Source organism: Streptomyces sp. CNP082, assembly GCF_059570535.1.
On record NZ_JCANSZ010000019.1, the window covers coordinates 59578 to 78623 of the forward strand.

At 73.1% G+C, this 19046-nt stretch carries 20 protein-coding genes; 8 read left to right on the top strand and 12 right to left on the bottom strand.

The annotated features are described in order from the left end of the window. Positions 1-160: 160 nt before the first annotated feature. Positions 161-1030: an alpha/beta fold hydrolase gene (locus tag B124_RS17315; protein ID WP_496503751.1), complete on the bottom strand. Its 870-nt coding sequence runs from the start codon at positions 1028-1030 to the stop codon at positions 161-163. Between the two features lie 133 nt (positions 1031-1163). Here B124_RS17315 and B124_RS17320 point away from each other — a divergent pair, with 133 nt between their 5' ends. Both B124_RS17320 and B124_RS17325 read left to right on the top strand, forming a co-directional pair. Further along, positions 1164-1670 (top strand): SRPBCC domain-containing protein, encoded by a 507-nt coding sequence (locus B124_RS17320; protein WP_496503752.1) that lies wholly within the window; start codon positions 1164-1166, stop codon positions 1668-1670. Then, entirely contained in the window at positions 1667-2011 is a 345-nt protein-coding gene (locus B124_RS17325; protein WP_496503753.1) for an ArsR/SmtB family transcription factor, read from the top strand. The genes B124_RS17320 and B124_RS17325 overlap by 4 nt, the downstream gene beginning before the upstream one ends. 97 nt (positions 2012-2108) lie before the next feature. Here B124_RS17325 and B124_RS17330 read toward each other — a convergent pair whose 3' ends face one another. From B124_RS17330 to B124_RS17355, 6 genes are all read right to left on the bottom strand, one after another. Further along, the gene (locus B124_RS17330) at positions 2109-2678 is read right to left on the bottom strand and encodes a GNAT family N-acetyltransferase (protein WP_496503754.1); all 570 of its coding nucleotides are present in this window, start codon (positions 2676-2678) and stop codon (positions 2109-2111) included. Positions 2679-2789: 111 nt separating this feature from the next. Beyond that, entirely contained in the window at positions 2790-3251 is a 462-nt protein-coding gene (locus tag B124_RS17335; RefSeq protein WP_496503755.1) for a recombinase family protein, read from the bottom strand. Positions 3252-3331: 80 nt separating this feature from the next. Beyond that, positions 3332-4546 carry a helix-turn-helix domain-containing protein gene (locus B124_RS17340; protein ID WP_496503756.1) on the bottom strand — a complete coding sequence of 405 codons (1215 nt, stop codon included), beginning with the start codon at positions 4544-4546 and terminating at the stop codon, positions 3332-3334. Positions 4547-4829: 283 nt separating this feature from the next. Next, entirely contained in the window at positions 4830-5078 is a 249-nt protein-coding gene (locus tag B124_RS17345; protein WP_496503757.1) for a hypothetical protein, read from the bottom strand. 66 nt (positions 5079-5144) lie between these two features. Beyond that, the gene (locus tag B124_RS17350) at positions 5145-5459 is read right to left on the bottom strand and encodes a MazG-like family protein (RefSeq protein ID WP_496503758.1); all 315 of its coding nucleotides are present in this window, start codon (positions 5457-5459) and stop codon (positions 5145-5147) included. 89 nt (positions 5460-5548) lie between these two features. Next, positions 5549-5962: an ATP-binding protein gene (locus B124_RS17355; RefSeq protein ID WP_496503759.1), complete on the bottom strand. Its 414-nt coding sequence runs from the start codon at positions 5960-5962 to the stop codon at positions 5549-5551. 295 nt (positions 5963-6257) lie between these two features. On the opposite strand from B124_RS17355, the gene B124_RS17360 reads away from it, so the two are divergent. Both B124_RS17360 and B124_RS17365 read left to right on the top strand, forming a co-directional pair. After that, entirely contained in the window at positions 6258-7541 is a 1284-nt protein-coding gene (locus B124_RS17360) for an NsdA family TPR-like regulatory protein (protein WP_496503760.1), read from the top strand. Continuing rightward, positions 7538-8080 (top strand): GNAT family N-acetyltransferase, encoded by a 543-nt coding sequence (locus tag B124_RS17365; RefSeq protein ID WP_496503761.1) that lies wholly within the window; start codon positions 7538-7540, stop codon positions 8078-8080. Before B124_RS17360 ends, B124_RS17365 begins: the two co-directional genes overlap by 4 nt. A gap of 161 nt (positions 8081-8241) precedes the next feature. Here B124_RS17365 and B124_RS17370 read toward each other — a convergent pair whose 3' ends face one another. The 4 genes from B124_RS17370 to B124_RS17385 all read right to left on the bottom strand — a co-directional run bounded on the left by B124_RS17370 (position 8242) and on the right by B124_RS17385 (position 13841). After that, positions 8242-10329 (bottom strand): iron ABC transporter permease, encoded by a 2088-nt coding sequence (locus B124_RS17370; RefSeq protein WP_496503762.1) that lies wholly within the window; start codon positions 10327-10329, stop codon positions 8242-8244. 3 nt (positions 10330-10332) lie between these two features. Then, a complete protein-coding gene (locus tag B124_RS17375; RefSeq protein ID WP_496503763.1) occupies positions 10333-11334 on the bottom strand; it encodes an iron-siderophore ABC transporter substrate-binding protein in 1002 nt (333 codons plus the stop codon). Further along, entirely contained in the window at positions 11331-12191 is an 861-nt protein-coding gene (locus B124_RS17380; RefSeq protein WP_496503764.1) for an ABC transporter ATP-binding protein, read from the bottom strand. Before B124_RS17380 ends, B124_RS17375 begins: the two co-directional genes overlap by 4 nt. 99 nt (positions 12192-12290) lie before the next feature. Then, positions 12291-13841 (bottom strand): hypothetical protein, encoded by a 1551-nt coding sequence (locus B124_RS17385; protein WP_496503765.1) that lies wholly within the window; start codon positions 13839-13841, stop codon positions 12291-12293. A gap of 510 nt (positions 13842-14351) precedes the next feature. Between B124_RS17385 and lnt the strand changes: the two genes are divergently transcribed. Together lnt and B124_RS17395 are read left to right on the top strand one after the other, a co-directional pair. After that, positions 14352-16052, top strand: coding sequence for an apolipoprotein N-acyltransferase (lnt, locus tag B124_RS17390; RefSeq protein WP_496503766.1), 1701 nt, complete (start codon positions 14352-14354; stop codon positions 16050-16052). 553 nt (positions 16053-16605) lie between these two features. Next, positions 16606-17058 (top strand): phospholipase, encoded by a 453-nt coding sequence (locus B124_RS17395; RefSeq protein ID WP_496503767.1) that lies wholly within the window; start codon positions 16606-16608, stop codon positions 17056-17058. A gap of 72 nt (positions 17059-17130) precedes the next feature. Here B124_RS17395 and B124_RS17400 read toward each other — a convergent pair whose 3' ends face one another. Continuing rightward, the gene (locus tag B124_RS17400) at positions 17131-17607 is read right to left on the bottom strand and encodes an ATP-binding protein (RefSeq protein ID WP_496503768.1); all 477 of its coding nucleotides are present in this window, start codon (positions 17605-17607) and stop codon (positions 17131-17133) included. A 241-nt stretch (positions 17608-17848) separates the two neighbouring features. Between B124_RS17400 and B124_RS17405 the strand changes: the two genes are divergently transcribed. Both B124_RS17405 and B124_RS17410 read left to right on the top strand, forming a co-directional pair. Beyond that, on the top strand, positions 17849-18700 hold the full coding sequence (locus B124_RS17405; protein WP_496503769.1) for a helix-turn-helix domain-containing protein: 852 nt from the start codon (positions 17849-17851) through the stop codon (positions 18698-18700). Between the two features lie 10 nt (positions 18701-18710). Next, positions 18711-18902: a hypothetical protein gene (locus B124_RS17410; RefSeq protein WP_496503770.1), complete on the top strand. Its 192-nt coding sequence runs from the start codon at positions 18711-18713 to the stop codon at positions 18900-18902. Positions 18903-19046: the final 144 nt, after the last annotated feature.

Here is a 19046-nt window from a genome sequence, read left to right on the forward strand (position 1 = left end):
GACGCGGGTGCGCCGGACGCATGCCTGAACATACGCCGCGGCGCGAGCCGGCCCCGTGTCCGGCCCGCGCCGCGGCTGTTCCGGGGGAGCGGTGCGGTGTGCAAGCAGGCGGGGGGTGCAGGGGGCAGGTGGCGTACGCGACGACGCATGCCGTCCCCGCTCACGCGCCCGCGTCGAGGACCTCCCGCAGCCTCGCCCCGAACGCCTCCGGCTGCCCCGCGTAACCGGACTCCGCGTCGAGGAAGCCGCCGTGGTGGCTCGGGAACACCGTCGCCTCCTGCCCCAGCAGCGCGGCCGTGCCGTGTGCCGTACGCGCCGTGAACGTGTCGCCCGTCTCCTCGCCCACCGCGATCACCACGCGCGTCGGCGCGGCGGCGAGCGCGGCCGGGTCCGGGCGGTAGCCGGTGACCGGCTGGGAGCGGTCCGAGAGCAGCGGGTCGTCGCGGTTGCCGTCGTCCTCGGCGGGCATGCCGAAGGCCACGGGGTCGGGTGCGGGCTGCGCGAAGTAGGCGTCGGTGAACTCGCCCTGCCAGCCGGCCAGCGTCATGAACGCCGCCATGCCCGCGCCCCAGCCCTTGGCGTTGTACGTCTCCGTAACCTCCCGGACCGCCCGCGCCGCGGCCTCGGCGTCGGGGAGCGCCGCGACGACCGGCGGCTCGTGCGCGACGAGCGTGGTCACGTCCCCGGGGTACGCGGCCACCAGCGCCAGCGCCGTCACCGCGCCGCCGCTGCTGCCGAAGAGCTCGACCGGCCCCGCACCCAGCGCGGCGATGACGGCGTGCACGTCCTCGGCCTGGATCTGCGGGTCGTTGACGAGCCGCCCGTCCTTGCGGGTACTGCGTCCCAGCCCGCGCGGGTCGTACGTGACGACGGTGCGGTCGGGGAACTGCGCGGCCAGGGCGCGGAAGCCGGAGGCGTCCATGGGCTGGCCGATGCACATGAGGGGCGGGCGGCCGTCGGCGGTGGGCAGCGGGCCGCTCACGTCGTAGACGAGGTCGGCTTCGGGGGTGTGCAGCGTGTGTGTGTCCATGTCCGTGCAGACGGTTCAGCCGGCGGGAACTCATCGCGGCCGGATGTGACGACCGTCACTGCAACTGAAAGGTTGCAAAACTCTGATCCCGTGTGCAACATTTGAGTTGCAGATAGACGCACGAGGAGGAACCGTGAGCGACATCGCGTACACCGACGCAGAACTGGCCGAACTCGACCGGATCGCCCGGCAGATCGACATCGACGCCCCCGCCGACCGGGTCTGGGACCTGGTCGTACGGCCCGGCTGGTACATCAACGACGGCGAGGTCGACCCCGAGCCCGACCTGCGCCACGAGAACGACGTGACCGTCGTCCGGCACCCGGAGTACGGCGAGTTCCGCTTCCGCACCGTGGAACTCGACAAGCCGCGCTACGCCGCGTTCCGCTGGCTCTCCACCCCGAGCCGGGACGAGCCCGGGAAATCGACCCTGGTGGAGTTCTGGATCGACGAGCGCCCCGGCGGGGTGACGCTGCGCGTCGTGGAGAGCGGCTTCTCCAGCCTCTCCGACGACCCGGCGGTGTGGCTGAAGGAGCGCGAGGGCAACGACAAGGGCTGGCTGGAGGAGTTGGCGGCCGGCAAGCGGTTCGTCGAGAAGGCCGCCGCCGGCCCGGCTGCCGCCGCGGCCCCGCGGCCGTGACCGCGGCCACCGCCCTCCCCGCCGTGTGCGCCGCGCTCGGCGAGCCCACGCGCTGGACGATCCTCACCCGCCTGGGCGAGGCCCCGATGTCGGCGTCGGCGCTGGCGAAGGTCATGCCGGTCAGCCGGCAGGCCATCGGCAAGCACCTCGACGTGCTGCGCGAGGTCGGCCTGGTGGAGTCCGAGCAGCGCGGCCGGGAGGTCGTGTACGTGGCGGTGGGCGCCCGGCTGAACGCGCTCGCGCGGGAACTGGACCGCATAGGCCGCACCTGGGAGACCCGCCTGCTGCGCATCAAGCACCTGGCGGAACACCCGGACCGGGACCCGGACCCGCCGGGCTGACCGGGGTACGTGTGGCGGGCGCGGCCCGGCTCCACGGCTATGCCGTGGTCCCGGGTCTGCGCCCGCTGCCGGTTGCATCCGCCGGGCGGCGTCAGGCTCAACCGCCTGATCGACTGCCGAGATCCGCGGACAGCGCCGCGTAGATGTACTCGCTGCCCCAGCGATCCCCGTCGAGGTCGTTCTCGACCAGGTGCGCCTCCCGGCGCATCCCGAGGCGCTCACAGACCCCCACAGACCCGGCGTTCTCCACATCCAGCCGTGCGTAGAGCCGGTGCACGCCCAGCGTGTCAAAGGCAAACCCGGCCAGCGCCGCGGCTGCCTCGGTCGCGTAGCCGTGCCCCTGGTGAGCCGGATCGAGAGTCCAGCCGATCTCGGCCTGGGCGGCGCGGGCATCGGCCAGGCCGAGGCTCACCTCGCCGAGGAGACCGGGCTCATCGTGTCGGCATACGGCGAGCGACAGCTTGTCCCCGTCGTCGCGCCAGACCGTCTGCGCGGCGCGCTCGGCGGCAACCTGCTCGCTGCGCTCACGCGTGTGCGCCGGCCGGTACAGGTAGCGCGCCACGCTCGGCAGGCTCTGGTAGGCGTACAGGTCGTCGGCGTCGCCGGGAGTGAACAGACGCAGGGACAACCGGGCCGTGGTCAACGGCAGCAGCGAGGTGACCTCCACGCGGACCTCCGGGACACGGATGTGGATCACGTTGCGGGCCGATCCTCGCACCACGCCCGCCCCGCAGCCACGCCTTTTCCACCAGCGGCCCCGGGGAACGTCGGCGTCCGTTCACACCGGCCTGTCCCACGACACCGGCTCGACCGCCGCGTTCGTTGCCCGGCCGAACTCGGCGCCGTGGCGACAGAAGCACCTGCCGACGGCCTCGGGGCGTCGGGTGTCGGTCTCGCCGTGGACGGTGGCGCAGTAGCCGCCCGCCTGTGCGACGAGGCGGCGACGCGTCGCGGAGCAACCGCCGGACCGGCTGATGCGGTCCCACGACTCCACCAGGCACGCCACGGGCCGCGGCGCGGCCTGCCGTATGGCCGGCGCCAGCGCGATCCACTCCGGCCGTGGGTGGCTTCGCAGAGCGTCGTCCCCCCGGTCGACCCATTCCCCGGCCACCACCCACCCTCGCCGCTCGGCGTAGGCACGGCAGCGGGCGAGGCGCTCGTCCAAGAGGGCGGTCGTGGGGGTGGCGTGGCGGTCGTAGACGAACGCGAGGGGTGGTGCCTCCGGCGGTGTCTCGTGCATGAGGCACAAGCTATGGGTGCGGTACGTGACCGGAAAGGGACGCTCTGTGCCATTCTCCGGCTCGGGTGGGACGCCGTGTCCTACCCGTCAACGTGCAGCCGGTCGGCCAGTTCGGTGATGGGGGCCGTGCGGCGGGGTTCGCGGGTGCGGATGTCGGCCACCAACTGGCGCGTCGTGCCGTGGTACCGCATCCACTCCGGGGCGTCCCGTTCGGCCGCCAGCAGGGCGGCGGTCGCGCGGTCGTCCTGGGACAGGTTCGTGTGGGCGAGCGCGCGGTCGACGTGGAAGCGGGCGCGCCAGGTGGGCGGCAGGGAGCGCAGGGCGGGAATCGTACGGGAGGCGGTGACCGCCTCGTGGCTCTTGTCCATCTCCACCAGGAAGTTGACCTGCGCCACGCCCGCGTTCGTCGGTCCGAAGGGAGTGGCGTAGTCGAGCCGGTCCTCGCCGATCCGCGCGGCGGCGGCCGAGGCCATGCGCAGCAGTTCCTCCACCCGGTCGTAGTGGCCCTCGCCCTGGCGGGCGGAGGCCGTCGCGGCGCGCAGCAGGAGGATCCCCCACAGCGACAGCTCCAGAGGCCGTGACCGGAATCCCGGGTCGATCGCGTCGGCCTGTGCCAGCGCGACGTGTTCGGCGTCCTCCAGCCGCCCCTGCCGCGTGAAGATCCACGCCAGCGTCGAGGCGCCGATGGCCTCCAGGTACGGGTCGTCCGAGCGCCGTGCCGCGTGCGTTGCCCGCTCCATCGCGGTGAACGCGGCGTCCTCCTTGCCCAGCGCGGTCAGCGTGGTCGCCGCGACCTGGTACGCCTCGGCGAGCACCGCGCAGGCCGCCGCGCGGGCGCTGCCCTGCTGCACGTCCACCGTGGCACGGGCGTCGCGGATCAACTGCGGGAGCAGCATGCCGATTTCGCCGACGCGGCCGTCCCGGCGGATACGCTCCGTGGAGCGCAGGGCGGCCCGCAGGGCGCTCACCGTCGGCGGGTCCTCGGGCTGCGGTTCGCCGCCGAGCAGATCCGCCACCGGGGACACCGCCTGCCGTAGCGCGAGTAGGGAGGGCGCGTCACCTTCGGTGTGCGCTTCGAAGGTGGTGGGCTGGCCGATGAGCACGGAGGTCTCGACATCGAGCGCGCGCGCCAGCTTGTTGAGCGTGGAAAGCCGGGCGGAGTGGCGGCGGTTCTGCTCCAGCTTCCGCACGGTGTCGACGGAGACGTCCGCCCGCTCCGCCAGGGGCTCCTGCGTCAACTCGCGCCGCGCACGCAGCCGCCCGACCCGGTCACCGATGGTCTCGTCGTACCCCATGGACACCTCCGCCGTGCGGATTCCCCCGCCCACGCTACCGGTTACGCACGGGCCGCAGGCGCGACCGGCGAGGGCCGGTCGCCGCGGGGAGGTGAGCTGCGTGCGGTGCCTGCGCGTCGCGGTGACAAAGTCGGAGTGACCCGCCCGCGAAACTGGGTCAAATCACCCACACGGCGCGACTTTTGCTCCGCGACGTGCAGTCGCCCGCGCCTGAAACGGCATCGGGCCGTGGCGACCAGGTACGACACCCTCGCCGTCCGTTACGAAGCCACCGCTGTGAGGCTCAACTTCCTCGGTGCCGCTGACGCTCTCGAATTCGCCGCACATGCCTGGCGTACTGCCCAGCCTGCGACCGTTGCGCGCGATCAATCGAAAGCACCTGGGGATCTGCCGCGCGCTCGTACAGCTCAACCTCGAAGGAGTCCGCGTCCACCTCGACAAGACGGGCCAGGGTATCCCGATCCTGCTCAGCCGTCGGACGCGTTCGGACCTCGTCCCTCCACACCTGACCGCTCGCCTCGGCCTCGTCCACCTCACCAATATATGTGCGCGCAGCAGCGCGCGAAGTCTGCCCAAACCAAGATCCGGAAGGGACGGCCTAGCCGAGCGACCGATCCGCGATCTCCCGTAGCCGTGCGTCGAGAACGTCGCCGGGGTCTTCGGTGATCGAAGCGAGCGCGACCATGCTCGTCACGATCACGTCGCACAGCTCCTCGCAGACGTGGTCGACCGTACGGGTCCTGCCCTTCCGCGGGTTCGTGCCGAGCACGCCGTGTACGGCTTCGGCGACCTCGCCGAACTCTTCCCCGATCTTGAGGATGCGCAGCAGGCGTGCGGTCTGGCCGGTGCCGGGGCTCTCGGCGTCCAGCCACTCGACCAGCGTCTCGATCGTCTTCCAGGTGGTGTGTTCCACGGTGGTCCTCGTGTTCGGATCAGAACGGCGACGCCGCGGCGTTGCGGGCCGGGTCGGTCACCTGAAGCGTCCTCACGGGCGAGCGCCGGTCACCGGACATCCTCGGGAACGTCCCACTCGGCCCACACCCGCTTGCCCCACGGCAGCGTGTCGACGCCCCATGCCGCGGAGACCGCGGCGACCGTGGCCAGGCCCCGCCCCGACTCGTCGTCCACACCGGCCTCGATGAGCGTCGGCAGGGTTCGGGAGAGGTCGACGACCGCAACCCGGACCCGCCGGGGCCCGACCCGGGACACCCGGACGAGCACCGCTGCCAGGCGCGCGTGGCGGACCGCGTTCGTCACCAACTCGCTGATGACGAGGCACGCTGTGGCGTCGCCGGCCTCCAGCGACCAGGTGCGCAGCGAGGCGGAGACGAGCCGCCGGGCCCTGGCCGCCGATGTCTCCGCGCGCGGCAGAGTCGCGCAGTAGGCGGGCACAGCCGCGGCGGACGACTTGGTCATCGTTGGATCAGCCGGTGAAGTCAGGGAGACGACGGGGGTCTGAGCCGTCGCCCCAAGGGATTCGCGTGCTGTCGTTCCAGGCTTGTTCGCATCGTTCATGGCTCTGTCCCGTCCATACCGGAAGGAGGTCGAGCGGCCATCCCCCCGGCCCCTGCGGGCGGGTGGCCTGCAACCAGCCAACCCCGGTGCGCAACTGGCTGGTTAGGGCGAACGGTGGTGAACCTGACGGTCCACCCTAGGGTGATGTGACCTGATCTGGCCTCACTGCGGAGGGCTGCGCGGCTACGGTGCGTAGATGGACGCCGTGCAGAACGAGGCTCTCAAGGCGTGGATGGACGAGCAGGGGCACAGTGCCAACAGCCTGGCCGAGGCGGTCAACCTGGCCACGGAACGGATCACCGGCCGTACGGGTGGCCTCGACGGCTCATCGATCCGGGCCTGGAAGGCGGGCCGCGTCCGGTGGCCGAAGGCGGCTGCCCGCCTCGGTCTTGAAGCCGTGTCGGGCCTTCCCGTGACCGCCTTAGGGTTTGTGCCGCGGAGACGGACTCCGCCCATGTCCGCCCCACCGCAGGAGGAACCCGACATGAAGCGCCGCAGCGTCGTCGGAGGCATGGCCGCAACCGCCGCTCTGGCGGCAGCTCCCGGCACCGCAGCCCCGCGCCGTATCGGTATGGGCGACGTCGAACGGTTGCAGCGCCGGTTCGCCGAGGTGGTCGCGAGCGACCACCGCCACGGTGGGCAGCGCGGCATCGAGGAGCGCGCCGCGGCCTTATCCGACGAGGCGTTGACGCTCCAGAACTCCGGCAACGCCAGCCAGCGCGTGCGCAGCCACCTCTATGCGTGCGCGGCAGGGTTCCGCTCCTCCGCGATGTGGGCAGCCATCGACGGCCGCCGCTACCGCGAAGCCACCATGCACATGCGTGAGGCTCAGTCACTTGCCGAGATGTCCGGTGACCAGGCGATCAAGTTCCGCATCTGGAGCCACGCCGGCACCATGTACCGGCACACAGGCAGGCCCGCCGACGCCATCGCCGCCAACGACGTCGCCCGGCACCTGCACATCACCCGCCGCGACCCCCTGTTCGCCTCCCTCGGCCTGGCACGCCAGGGCGCCATCCTCGGCGTGGGGCAGAACCGGAACGCCGCACGCCGGTCCCTGGGCCAGGCCCAGGAGGCGATGGCACGCGCCGATCCGGACGCGCCTCGGCCTGTGTGGCTCGTTGCCTTCTACGACCAGGCCGAACTCGACTCCCTCGCCCTCTCCACGTACTTGTCGCTCGGGCAGTACCAAACCGCTGAATACCACGCGCACCGCTGCCTGTCCGCCCTGCGCCCCCACATGCTCCGGTCACTGGCCATCACCACGACCCGTCTCGCCCACGCCCAGCTCGCGCAGGGGGACGCTGATTCCGCCACGATCACGGCGATGTCCGTCCCCGCCGAAGCCGCTACCCAGCATGCCCGGGTATCCCGCATGCTTCAGGAGTTCGGAGCGGCCCTCCGCGCCAAAGCTCCGGGCAGCACCGCCGTGCGGAACTGGACCGAGCACACCCGCGACACCTGGAGGCACACGTCATGACGGCGGCACCCTCGATCGAACTCCGCGCCACCAGCGGCCTCGAAACGGCCCGCGCCGACCTGCTCGACGTCTACGCCACCGTCCGCGCCCCGCTCCTCCACCTGCCGAACTACGCCGTCACCGCATTCGGTGAACGTCTGGACCGCCACGGCTCCGAGCCCGGGTTCACCGCCGTTCTCGCGTACGCAGGCGGGCAGCCCGTCGGCTACGCCTACTGCAACACCATCGAACGTGGTGACCGCTACTGGCAGCGCACCAGCCCGGAGCCCGCGGACACCTACACCGCCCGCCCGGCGGTGGCGCTCAAGGAGATAGGCGTACGGACCAACTGGCGCGGCACCGGCACCGCCCGGCGCATCCACGACGCGCTCCTCGCCATCCGGGACGAACCGTATGTCACCCTCATGGTCAACCCGGCGGCCGGCGACGGAAAGGTGCACGCCCTCTACGAGACCTGGGGCTACGAGGACATCGGCCAGAGCCAGCCCTCCGCGGCGTCACCGGTCCTCACCGTGATGATCCGCGCCAGGGAGCGGTGAGCCGCCTCCGGCGCTTGCGCGTCGCGGTGACGAAGTCGGGGTGACCCGTCCGGGAAACCGGGTCAAATCGCCCGCGCGGGGCGACTTTTGCTCCGCGACGTGCAGTCGCCCGCCCCGGGGTGCGCCCGGCCGCTCCGCCCCGGCCGCGGCCCGCCCCCGCGCTAGCGGGCCGCGCGGCTGCGGACCAGGAGGTACATGAAGTACGGCGTGCCGATGACCGCCGTCATCAGGCCCGCGCCGAGTTGGGCCGGGGCGATCACCGTCCGGCCGATCAGGTCGGCCGTGCACACCAGGACCGCGCCGAGGAGCACCGCCACCGGCAGGACCCGGGTGTGCTGGCGGCCCACCAGGGCGCGGGCCGCGTGCGGGGCGACCAGGCCGACGAAGCCGATCGTGCCGGCCGCGGAGACCGCCGTGCCGGCCAGGGTGACGCCGAGGATCAGCAGCCACAGGCGGCTGCGGCCGAGGTCCAGGCCCAGCAGCCGGGGGGTGTCCTCGTCCAGCGAGACGAGGTCCAGCTCCCGGCGGCGTACCGCCGTGATCGCCAGGCCCGCGGCCAGGACGACCGCCAGCGGTACGACGTCCGGCAGGGTCCGCCCGTACGTGGAGCCGGACAGCCAGGTCAGCGCCATCGTCGCGTTGAACGGGTCGGTGAGCACGATCAGCAGGCTGATCAGGGCCGTCGAGGCGGTGGCGAAGCCCATGCCGACGAGGACGAGGCGGTTCTGCTGGAAGCCGCCGCGGGCGGCGAGTCCGAAGACCCCGGCCGAGGTGAGCGCCGCGCCGCACAGAGCCGCGCCGGACAGGGCCCAGGTGCTGGGCAGGTCCACCGTGGTCACCAGCAGCACCGCGCCGAGCGCCGCGCCGTTGGAGACGCCGAGCACGCCCGGCTCGGCCAGCGGGTTGCGGGTCACGGCCTGCACGATGGTGCCGGAGAGCGCGAGCGCGGCGCCGGCCAGCAGTGCGGCGAGGACCCGCGGGACGCGGGTGTCCAGGACGATGTCGGTGGTCGGACCGGCCCGGCCCTGGAGCCAGTTGGCGACGTCGCCGAGGAGGAGTTTGGTGTCGCCGATCAGCAAGGCGGTCAGCGTCACGCCCACCAGCGCGGCCAGCAGCACCGCCGTGGTGACGACGAACGTGCGGCGGCTGCGGATGCGCAGCTTGTCGGTGTCGGGCGCGCCCGCGCTGTCGCGCAGCCGGGTGGCCAGCACCACGAGGAACACCGCGCCGATGAGGCTGGTGACCACGCCCGTCGGTACGGAGACCGCCGTGTCGGAGGGCACCAGGGCCCGCAGCAGCACGTCCGCGCCGAGTACGAGCCCCATGCCCAGCAGGGCCGCCAGCGGAATGCCCGCCCGCGACTTGCCGTACGTACGGAACGCGCGCGCGATCCCCCGTACCAGCGCCGGGGCGCACAGGCCGACGAAGCCGATCGGCCCGGCGAGCGTCACCGACGCCGCGGAGAGCAGCACCGCGAGCAGCACCGCCGTGACGCGGGTGGCGCGCACCGGCACGCCGAGTCCGCGGGCGGCGTCGTCGCCCAGCGCCAGGGCGTCGATGCGCCGCGCGAGCAGCAGCAGCCCGGCGAGCCCGGCGACGGCCAGCGGCAGCATCTGCAGCACACCGTCCCAGCCGCTCTGGGAGATGCTGCCCTGCTGCCAGTCGTAGAGGCCCTCGGTCTCCTCGGGGAAGAGCAGCAGCAGCCCCTCGGTGACCGCGAAGAGCCCGAGCGTCAGCGCGGTGCCCGCGAGCACCAGCCGTACGGTGCCGGAGCCGAGGCCGGAGACGCCCAGCACCAGCGTCGCGGCGGCGAGCCCGCCGGCGAACGCGACGCCGGAGGAGGCGAACAGCGGCAGCGACACCCCGGTGGCGGCGGCCAGCCCGAGGGCGGCGTACGCACCGGCGTTGACGGCGAGGGTGTCCGGCGAGGCCAGCACGTTGCGGCTGACCTTCTGCAGGGCGGTGCCGGCGATCGCCAGCGCCGCGCCGACCACCAGGCCCGCGACCATGCGGGGCAGCCGGGAGGCGATGACGACGGAGGAGTCGCCCGAGTCCGCCCGGCCGGTCAGCGCCTTCCAGACCTCGCCGGGGCCGACGTCGGCGGTGCCCTGGGTGAGGTCGACGACCGCGAGCAGCGCGACGAGCAGCGCGAGCCCGGCGGCCACCGCCGCCGCGCCCGTCCGGGACCGTACGGTCGGCGGCGGCGGGGCGGGCGCGGCGGTGGGAGTGGTCGGGGCGGTGACGGCCATCGGCTACTTGGTCAGCTCGCCGACGAGGGAGTCGACGTACTGGCTCATGGAGCCGACGCCGCCGAACATCCAGGTGCCGTCCTGGAGCCGGTGGACGTCGCCGGCCTTGACGAACGGCAGCGACTTCCAGACGGAGTTGTCCTTCAGCTCGTTGGTGAACGGCGTGCTGGCCTTGTCCTTGTCGTTGCCGATGTAGACGAACTGCGTGTCGTCGGGGAGCTTCGTGAGCCCCTCGACGTCGGTGGCGCCGAGGCCGTAGTCCTTGTCGCCCTTGACGTCCCAGACGTTCTCCAGGCCGAGTTGCTCGTTGACCCCGCCGATCAGCGAGCCGCTGGTGAAGGGGCGGATGGAGACCTGGTTGGAGACGACGTAGCCGTCCGAGAAGGCGATCTTCCCGCCGGCCAGGCCGGCGTCGTCGAGGGCCGTCTTGCCCTCGTCGAGCTTGGCCTGGAAGTCCTTCTTGAGCTTCTCGGCCTTCTCGGTGGTGCCGGTGGCCTTCGCGATGAGGTCGAGGTTCTCGGTCATCTGGCCGACGGGGTCGGCGGCGTCCGCGGAGCGCACGGTGATCACCGTGGTGCGGCTGCTGAGCTGCTTGACCGCAGACGCCGGCAGGTCGGTGGTGGCGATCACCAGGTCGGGGTTGAGGGTGGCGATCGTGTCGATGCTGGGCTCGCCGCGGGTGCCGATGTCCTCGGGCTCGTTGGTGAGCGGAACCGCGGTGTCCCAGGTGTTGTAGCCCTTGACGTCGGCTACGCCGACGGGGTCGACGCCGAGGGAGATGAGGTCCTCGACCACGTTCCACTCGGTGCCGACGACCTTCGTGGCGGGGCCGTCTTCGAGCGTGACCTTCTTGCCGGTGGAGTCGGTCAGGGTGATCGGCTGCGCGGCGCCCTTGCCGGCGCCGCCCTTGTCGTCGTCGTCCGCGGCGTCTTCGGTGGTGCCGCAGGCGGCCAGGGTGAGCGTCGCGGCGGTGGTAACCGCCGCGGTCAGCAGGAGGCGTTTCATGAGGAGGTGCTGAGCCTTTCGCTTCGTCGGTGGTGCCGGCCGATGGCGCGGGTGCGCAGCCGGCCTGTGAGGGGGTCGTCGTCGACCTCGATGCGGATCCCGTACGCCTTGCTGAGCAGTTCGGGCAGCAGGACGTCCTCGGGGCTGCCGTCGGCGGCGATACGGCCGTCGTCGAGCAGCACGATGCGGTCGGCGACGGCCGCCGCCTGGTCGAGGTCGTGGAGCACGGCGCCCACCGCGATGCGGTGGTCGTCAGCCAGCTCGCGGATCAGGTCGAGCAGTTCGACCTGGTAGCGCAGGTCGAGGTGGTTGGTCGGCTCGTCGAGGAGCAGCACGCCGGTGTCCTGCGCGAGGCAGCCGGCGAGCCAGACGCGCTGCAACTGCCCGCCGGACAGGTGCTCGGCGCCGCGCTCGGCGAGGTCGCTGACGCCGGTCAGCGCCAGCGCCCGCTCGACGGCGGCGCGCCCTCCGGGGTCGGCGGCGCCCCAGCGCCCGCGGTACGGGTAGCGGCCGAACTCCACGACGTCGCGGACGGTGAGCCCGCTGGGCGTGGGCCGGCCCTGGGTGAGCAGCGCGACGTGCCGGGCGAAGTGCCGGGTGGACAGGGCGAACCCGTCGGTGTTCTCGTCGATGACGAGATTCGCCCGCCGGGCCCGCTGAAGCCGCGCGATCGTGCGCAGCAGCGTCGACTTCCCGCTGCCGTTGGGCCCGACGAGGACGGTCACCTCCCCGGGGCGCAGCCGCAGCGAGGCGTCGTGGACGACGTCGACGCCGTCGTACGCCACGGTGACGTCGGCGGCGGACAGGGCGTGCCCGCGGGGTCCCGCGGCGGTGGGCGTGCTCTCTCCGGCTCTCACGAGAGCTTAGGCTAACCTAACTTTTCCTCGGCGCGGCAGGCGGTGCACAGGAGAAGCGTTCGCGGGGGACCGCGGCGGGCGCGCGGCGGGACTCTCCCGCTAGCGGGCTGCTCGGCGGAGACGGGGTGCGGTCTCGTATACGTACACGTCGATCCGCACCGCGCGGGGCGGGGCGGACAGGTCCGTGAACTCGGTGCTGGCCACGCCCGTGAGCCCGTCGGCTTGGTGCCGCACCTGCTCGGCCACCTGCCCGGCGAAGGCGCTGCCGTCGGCGGCATCGGTGCCGCCGGCGAAGACCTGCAGCAGGGCCACCTCGCGGCCGTCGATCCTGCGGTGGAACTCCGGGAGGTTGCGGCGCACCAGGTCGGCGGCGGAGATGTCGCCGGTGCCGCCGGTGAATTCGACCCGGATCGGGGCCGGGTCGACGTCCGCCGCGGACGGGGAGGCGTCGGGGGACGTGTCCGGGTTGCGGCTCTCGTTCTGGTCCTGGTTCTTGTCGGCGTCGGCGTCGGGGGCCGTGTCGGCGTCGGCGTCGGCCTGCTCCGCGGGGCGGAGCAGGCGGTAGCCGGCGACCGCGGCTGCCGCGGTCGCGGTGGCCGCCCCGGCGATGGCCAGCAGCCGGCGCCGGGACGGGGCGGCGGGCGCGGGGCGGTCCGGCTCCGCGGTGCCGGGGGCGCCCAGTTCGCGGCGGAGTTCGACCAGGACCAGGGTCTCGGTCTCCAGCTCGGCCCGCAGCCGGGCGAGGAGCCGGCGGGAGTGGTCGAGGAGCCGTTCGTCGTCGGCCGGGTCGTCCGGCAGGTCGTCCGGCAGCGGGAGGTCCGGATCGTACGCAGCGGGATCCTGCGGGCCGGGACCGGTGCCGGTCCCGCCGGCGGCGCCCGGGTCTCCGCCGGCGTCGGTCAGGGACCCCAGCCGGCGCCGCAGGAGCGCGGTCAGCTCGGCGGCGTCGCGTACGTGCTCCTCCAGCCGCGACAGCAGCTCGACGCCCGCCCGGTACTGCTCGCGGGCGTCCTTCAGCTCCCCGGCGCCCCTCCCGCGCGGCAGTGCGTCCGGCAGCGTGTCCTGCAGCGCCAGCCGCCGGATGCGTTCGCGCAGCACCAGGACGGTGCCCTGGAGGCGGTTGCGGTCCAGCTCGGCCTTGTGCAGGGCCTGTTCCGCGACGCGCAGCTTCTCGTGCAGCGCGACCTGCTGCTGCAGCGCTTCGGCCAGGCGGAGCTGCCCGCCGTCGCGGTCGCCGCCGTCCGTGCCGGTGACCGCCCGGGTGCCCGCGCCGCCGTCCGGCGGGGGGCCGGCGGGTGCGGTGCGGTCGAGGTAGGACTTGGCGTCACCGGCCCGGCGCAGGGCGCTGCGGGAGCCGGCCTCCGCCCGTTTGACCGCGGTGTACGCCTCCTCCCACGCGCGCGGCGACAGCAGCAGCGGGTCCGCGGGGTCCGGCGGTGCCGCGAACGTCTGCAGGGCGCGTACGAAAGCCGCCAGCGACTCCGGGTCGCGCGGCAGCGTACGACCGCCGAGCCAGCCGCTGAGCGTCTGGAACGGCGGTGCCCCCGGCACCTTCGCCACGTCGCGCAGGCTCGGCGAGCCGGCCGCCGCGTGCGCGCGCCGTAACCGCTCCGCGAACCGCCGCCGCGCGTCCGCGCCCGCCTCCGGCACTCCGACCGCCCCCTCCCGGCCTGTCGCGACCCGCCTGACCTGCGCTGTCCCAGTGGGACACCGGGATCAGTGCCGGACGGCGGCCCGGCCGCTGCACTGAGGGGCATCCTCCCATCACTCACCAGAGGCGGACCCCATGATCCCGTTCACCGACGGCTCGTTCTCCTGTGCCCCGGGCCCCGCGGCCGTGGTCGCGGCCGTGGCCGCGTGCGCCGTTCCCTGCCTCCGGGCCCTCACCCTCCTGTACGGGCTGGCCCTGGCGCTGCGCAGGCTCCGCGGGCGGAACCGGGTGGCCGTGTACGCAGCGTTCGCCCGGGCCGTGGCCGCACCGCCCCGGACCCGTGTCCGGGCCCGGCGGGGCGGGCCGGAACCGACGGAGTCGAACGTCACTGGCGCATTCCCGGGACGGCCGGGCGAGAATACGGGTGGGCGGCGTGCGGATGCCGGATGCCACCGGCTGGTGCCCCGGCACTCGCGGCGCCCCGATGACGAGCACATCCAGGAGGCTCCGTGACCGCCGCACCGCCGCGTACGACAGTTGCCCCCGCGGGGGCGGAGGCGCCGCCGGCCGCCGTGCCGTGGGCCGCCGCGGTGTGGGTGCGGGCGCCGTGGCTGGAGTCGGTGAGCGGGCGGGTGTGGTTCCGGCCGGCGCTCGCCGCGGTCGCCGGGGTGCTGCTCGCGCTGGCCTTCCCGCCGTACGGGCTGTGGCCGCTGGCCGCCGTCGCGCCGGCGATGCTGTTCGTGCTGCTGCGCGGCGCCCGCCGCAAGCGGGACGCGTTCTGGCTGGGTACGGCCTTCGGCGTCGCGTTCTTCGTCCCCCTGCTGTGGTGGCTGTCCAACCTCGGCATCCTGCCGTGGCTGCTGCTCAGCGTCATCCAGGCGCTGATGATGGGCGCCCTGTGCCTCGCCGTGCCGCCGCTGGTGCGGCTGCCCGCGTGGTGGCTGTGGGCGGCGGCCTGGTGGGTGGCGGTCGAGGCGGTGCGCTCGCGGGTGCCGCTGGGCGGCTTTCCCTGGGGCCGGCTGGCCTTCAGCCAGGCGGACGCGCCGACGCTCGGCTGGGCGTCGGTCGGCGGCGCCCCGCTGGTCAGCGCCGTCGTCGCGCTCGCCGCCGGCGCACTCGCGGCGCTGGTCACCGCGCGGGCCGCGCGCCGGGTGGTGCCGGCCGTGGCGCTGGCCGCGGCCCTCGCCCTGGGCGCGGGCGGGACGCTGCTGCTGCCGAGCGCCGGCGGCGCGGACGACGAGCGGGCGGACGTGGCCGTGGTGCAGGGCAACGTGCCGCGGGCCCGCAGCCTGGAGGAGCAGGCCCGGGTCGAGATGGTCTCCGAGAACCACGTCGCCGCCACCGAGGAGCTGGCGGAGGACGTCGCGGCGGGCCGCGTGGAGCGGCCCGACCTGGTGCTGTGGCCGGAGAACGCCACCGACCGCGACCCGCGCAACGACCCCGTCCTCAGCGCCCGGATCTCCGCGGTCGTGGACGAACTCGACGCCCCCCTCGTCGTCGGCGCCATCCTCGACGCCCCCGGCGACCGCATCCGCAACGCCGGCCTGCTGTGGCTGCCCGGCAGCGGCCCCGGCGCGTACTACGCGAAGCGGCAGCTCGTGCCCTTCGGCGAGTACATCCCGATGCGCTCGCTGCTCGGCGGCTTCGGCGACCTCCAGCTCATCCCGCGCGACTTCGAGCCCGGCGACAAGGCGGTGCGCCTGGACGCCGGGGCGGTGCGCCTGGCGGAGTCCATCTGCTACGAGGTCGCGTACGACGGCCAGGTCCGCGACCAGGTGCGTACCGGCGCCAACCTGCTGGCCGTACCCACCAACAACGCCACGTACATGCGGGACGACAACCTCGGCGAGCCCGAGCAGCAGCTCGCGATGTCCCGGCTGCGGGCGGTCGAGCACAACCGCTCGACGCTGGTCGCCTCCACGACGGGCATCAGCGCGATCGTCACGCCGGACGGCGAGACGCTCGACGAGACGGGCCCGTGGCGCCGCGAGGTGCTGACCGCGTCGGTGCCGCTGCGCACCGACGAGACGCTGGCGACGCGGGTGGGGGCGGCGCCGGAGTGGGCGATCGTGGCGCTCGCGGCGGGTGCGGTGGGCACGGCGCTGTACCTCCGGCGCCGGGAGGGCGCGGGTGCCGGCGGAGCCGGGGACACCGGGGAGGCTGGCGTGGTTGGGGAGGCTGGCGGGGTCCGTAGGGCGGCGGAGGGCTGAGCCCGAGCCGTGGCGGGGGCGGGTGTCGGGCGGTTGTGCTGATCGTTCGTGGTCCCCGCGTATCGATGACGGTGTGCGCCTGATCGCGGTGCCGAGCGGCGGCTGTGCGGGCGGCGTCTGCTGGCGGGGCTCGTACGGTGACGGAGGGCTGAGCCCGCGCCGTGCCGGGGTCGGGCGTCCGGCGGTCGTGCTGACCGTCCCTTCTCGATGACGGTGCGGCGCCTGACTGCGGTGCCGCACGCGCCGTGCGTGCTGTTCATCGCGGACGAGGCGGCGGCCGGGCGGCAGGCGGCGCGCCTGCCGCCCGCCCGCACCGGGCGTGACGGTGCGTCAGCCCTCACCGCTTTCCGTGGTCCTGCACCGCGGTTGCGGGACGGTTGCGCGGTCTTGGCGACGTACACCGTCTTCATGATTCTGTCAGGAGCATGACTTCCCTCGGCCATTCTACGCGCATAGTCTGAGCGCCGGCACGGCCAACTGCCGGCACTCCCGCGGTGGTTGGTGCACCCCCAGGCCGTGCGCCGCGACCCGGCGCACCTACCCGAGGAGTCCCATGCGCCCCACCGCTATCAAGGGTCTGGTCGCCGCCGGCGCCACCGCCGCCGCCCTCCTGGCGACCGCCGCCCCCGCCGAAGCCGTCCCCGCCGACAAGGCCCAGGTGCTCGCGAGCTTCACGCAGACCAGCGCGACGAGCTACAACACCTGGGCCTCAGCCGAGGCGAACCGTTCCGCCTGGGCCGCGTACGAGTTCAACTGGTCCACCGACTACTGCAGCAGCTCCCCCGACAACCCCTTCGGCTTCCCCTTCCAGAAGTCCTGCCAGCGCCACGACTTCGGCTACCGCAACTACAAGGAGATGGGCACCTTCTCCGCCAACAAGTCCCGCCTCGACAGCGCCTTCTACGAGGACCTCAAGCGAGTCTGCAACCGCTACTCGGGCGCCACCAAGACCGCCTGCGACAGCACGGCCTGGATCTACTACCAGGCCGTACGCAACTTCGGCTGACCCAGTCCCCACCTGTCCGGCCCCGGCGGTTGCCCCCATGCCGTCGGGGCCGGAAGTCGTTGGCGGGCGCGGTCACTTGACGCCGGGCGCGTCGAACGGAAGCCCGGCGACGACGGCTTTGCCGCAGGTGCGGCGGGGGACGACGGCCCAGGCGGCGGAGAGTGCGTCGACGAGGAGGAGACCCCGGCCGCCGCAGTCGGCGGTGCCGGGCGCGGCGAGGGAGGGGGTGCCGGGGCCGGGGTCGGAGACGGCGAGCCAGTAGTGGCCGTCGGCGGGCCAGAGGAGGAGTTCGACGAGGTGGTCCGCGGCGGGGTGCGTGCCGTGGCGTACGGCGTTGGTGACGAGTTCGGAGGCGAGGAGCTGGAGATCGTCGCCGAGGCGGGGGTGGTGGGTGCGGGGCAGGGCGTCGAGGACGGCCCGGCGGGCACGCGGGACGGAGAGGGGGCCGGCGGGGAAGGCGCAGCGGACGGGGAGGGCCGGGATGGGCGGAGTCGGGGTCGGGGCCGGCGGGGTGGATGGGGTGGTGGGCGTGGAGAGGCGTGGGGGCATGGCGGACTCCTGGGCCGGGGTTGGTCGTTGAGCGCCGGTGGCATGCCTCCCTGGGCACGAGCACGCCTGCCCCAGGGAGAGCGGGCATGCTCGCGCGGTGCGCTTCCGGCGTTGCTGTGAGTACCTTGCGCATCACTTACCGTAGAGCATCAGAATCACATGTGAAACCTCTTCGGGGGAGCGGCTTGGCCTCGAGGCGCGAAGCGGGGCAGACTGGCTTCTGCACACGGAGAGGAAGCGGATGCCGCCAAGGAGTAACCCAACTGCCCGCCAACGGCGCCTCGGCGCCGAACTGCGCAAGCTGCGCGAAGCTGCCGGATTGTCCACCGAGCAGGCCGCTGCCATCGTGGCGACGAACCGAACCGTCATCACCAGCAGTGAGGCTGGACGAACAGGCGTCAGCCAGGAGCGCGTTCGCAGGCTGGCCAGCACCTATGAGTGTGCGGACCAGGAGTTGGTCGACGCCTTGGTGCGCATGGCCGCGGATCGCACCAGGGGGTGGTGGGAGGACTTCCGCGGGGTGCTGCCGTCCCCATTCCTGGACGTGACTGAACTGGAGTGGTTCGCCTCGGCGTTGCGTATCGCGACGATGATCCACATTCCGGGTCCGTTTCAGACGGAAGCGTTCGCCCGCGCTCTCTTCGGTGCGTCCATCCCGTCTCTGCCGGTGGACGAACTCGAAGCCCGGGTCGCCCACCGGGTACGACGAAACCAGATGATCACGCGGTCGGACGCCCCCGCGTACACCGCCGTCATCCACGAAGCCGCTCTGCGGATCGAAGCCGGAGGCCGCAAGGTATTGCGTGAACAACTCCAGTACGTTCTCGCGATGGCCGACCACGGCAACGTCACTGTCCAGGCCATACCGTTCTCGGCAGGCGTGATCCCGGGCTCGGGCCAGGCCATCCTGTACGCCGCGGGCGAGGTGCCGAGTCTGGACACTGTCGAACTGGACCGTACGGCCGTCGTAGAGTTCCTCCATCTGGAGGGGCAGCTCCGCAAGTATCGACTCCATCTGGACCGGATGCAGAACATCGCACTGTCACCCGCCCAGACCCGCGACCTGATCCACTCCATCATCCGCCAGCTCTGATGAGGTACCCATGCCGGACATCACGTGGGAACAGCCGTTCTGCCAGGACGGGAGCAACTGCTTCCGCATAGGCACTGACGCGGAAGGCAACGCGCACATCGCCGTGGCAGGCCGGGAAGAGGACCGGGTCACCGACTCCGTCGAAGCCCTCCGCACGCTCATCCGGGAGATCAAGGCCGGTAAGGCGGACCACCTGCTCTAACGGCACCAACCCGGCGTCCGGGGCGGCGGCGTCGAGGCGACCGGCGTCGCTTGGCACCCCCTGAGCACCCCCGCACACCCGCCCAAGGGTATGCGGCTCCTCCGACAACGCCGTCCCACCAGCGGAGTTGGCCCACCCTGGACC

Excerpts from the sequence above, each read along its gene's own strand:
- B124_RS17315 (WP_496503751.1), bottom strand. The coding sequence starts at position 1,030 with ATGGACACACACACGCTGCACACCCCCGAAGCCGACCTCGTCTACGAC.
- B124_RS17335 (WP_496503755.1), bottom strand. The coding sequence starts at position 3,251 with ATGCACGAGACACCGCCGGAGGCACCACCCCTCGCGTTCGTCTACGAC.
- B124_RS17410 (WP_496503770.1), top strand. The coding sequence starts at position 18,711 with ATGCCGGACATCACGTGGGAACAGCCGTTCTGCCAGGACGGGAGCAAC.
- B124_RS17355 (WP_496503759.1), bottom strand. The coding sequence starts at position 5,962 with ATGACCAAGTCGTCCGCCGCGGCTGTGCCCGCCTACTGCGCGACTCTG.
- B124_RS17370 (WP_496503762.1), bottom strand. The coding sequence starts at position 10,329 with ATGGCCGTCACCGCCCCGACCACTCCCACCGCCGCGCCCGCCCCGCCG.
- B124_RS17405 (WP_496503769.1), top strand. The coding sequence starts at position 17,849 with ATGCCGCCAAGGAGTAACCCAACTGCCCGCCAACGGCGCCTCGGCGCC.
- B124_RS17360 (WP_496503760.1), top strand. The coding sequence starts at position 6,258 with ATGGACGCCGTGCAGAACGAGGCTCTCAAGGCGTGGATGGACGAGCAG.
- B124_RS17340 (WP_496503756.1), bottom strand. The coding sequence starts at position 4,546 with ATGGGGTACGACGAGACCATCGGTGACCGGGTCGGGCGGCTGCGTGCG.
- B124_RS17395 (WP_496503767.1), top strand. The coding sequence starts at position 16,606 with ATGCGCCCCACCGCTATCAAGGGTCTGGTCGCCGCCGGCGCCACCGCC.
- B124_RS17375 (WP_496503763.1), bottom strand. The coding sequence starts at position 11,334 with ATGAAACGCCTCCTGCTGACCGCGGCGGTTACCACCGCCGCGACGCTC.
- B124_RS17400 (WP_496503768.1), bottom strand. The coding sequence starts at position 17,607 with ATGCCCCCACGCCTCTCCACGCCCACCACCCCATCCACCCCGCCGGCC.
- B124_RS17365 (WP_496503761.1), top strand. The coding sequence starts at position 7,538 with ATGACGGCGGCACCCTCGATCGAACTCCGCGCCACCAGCGGCCTCGAA.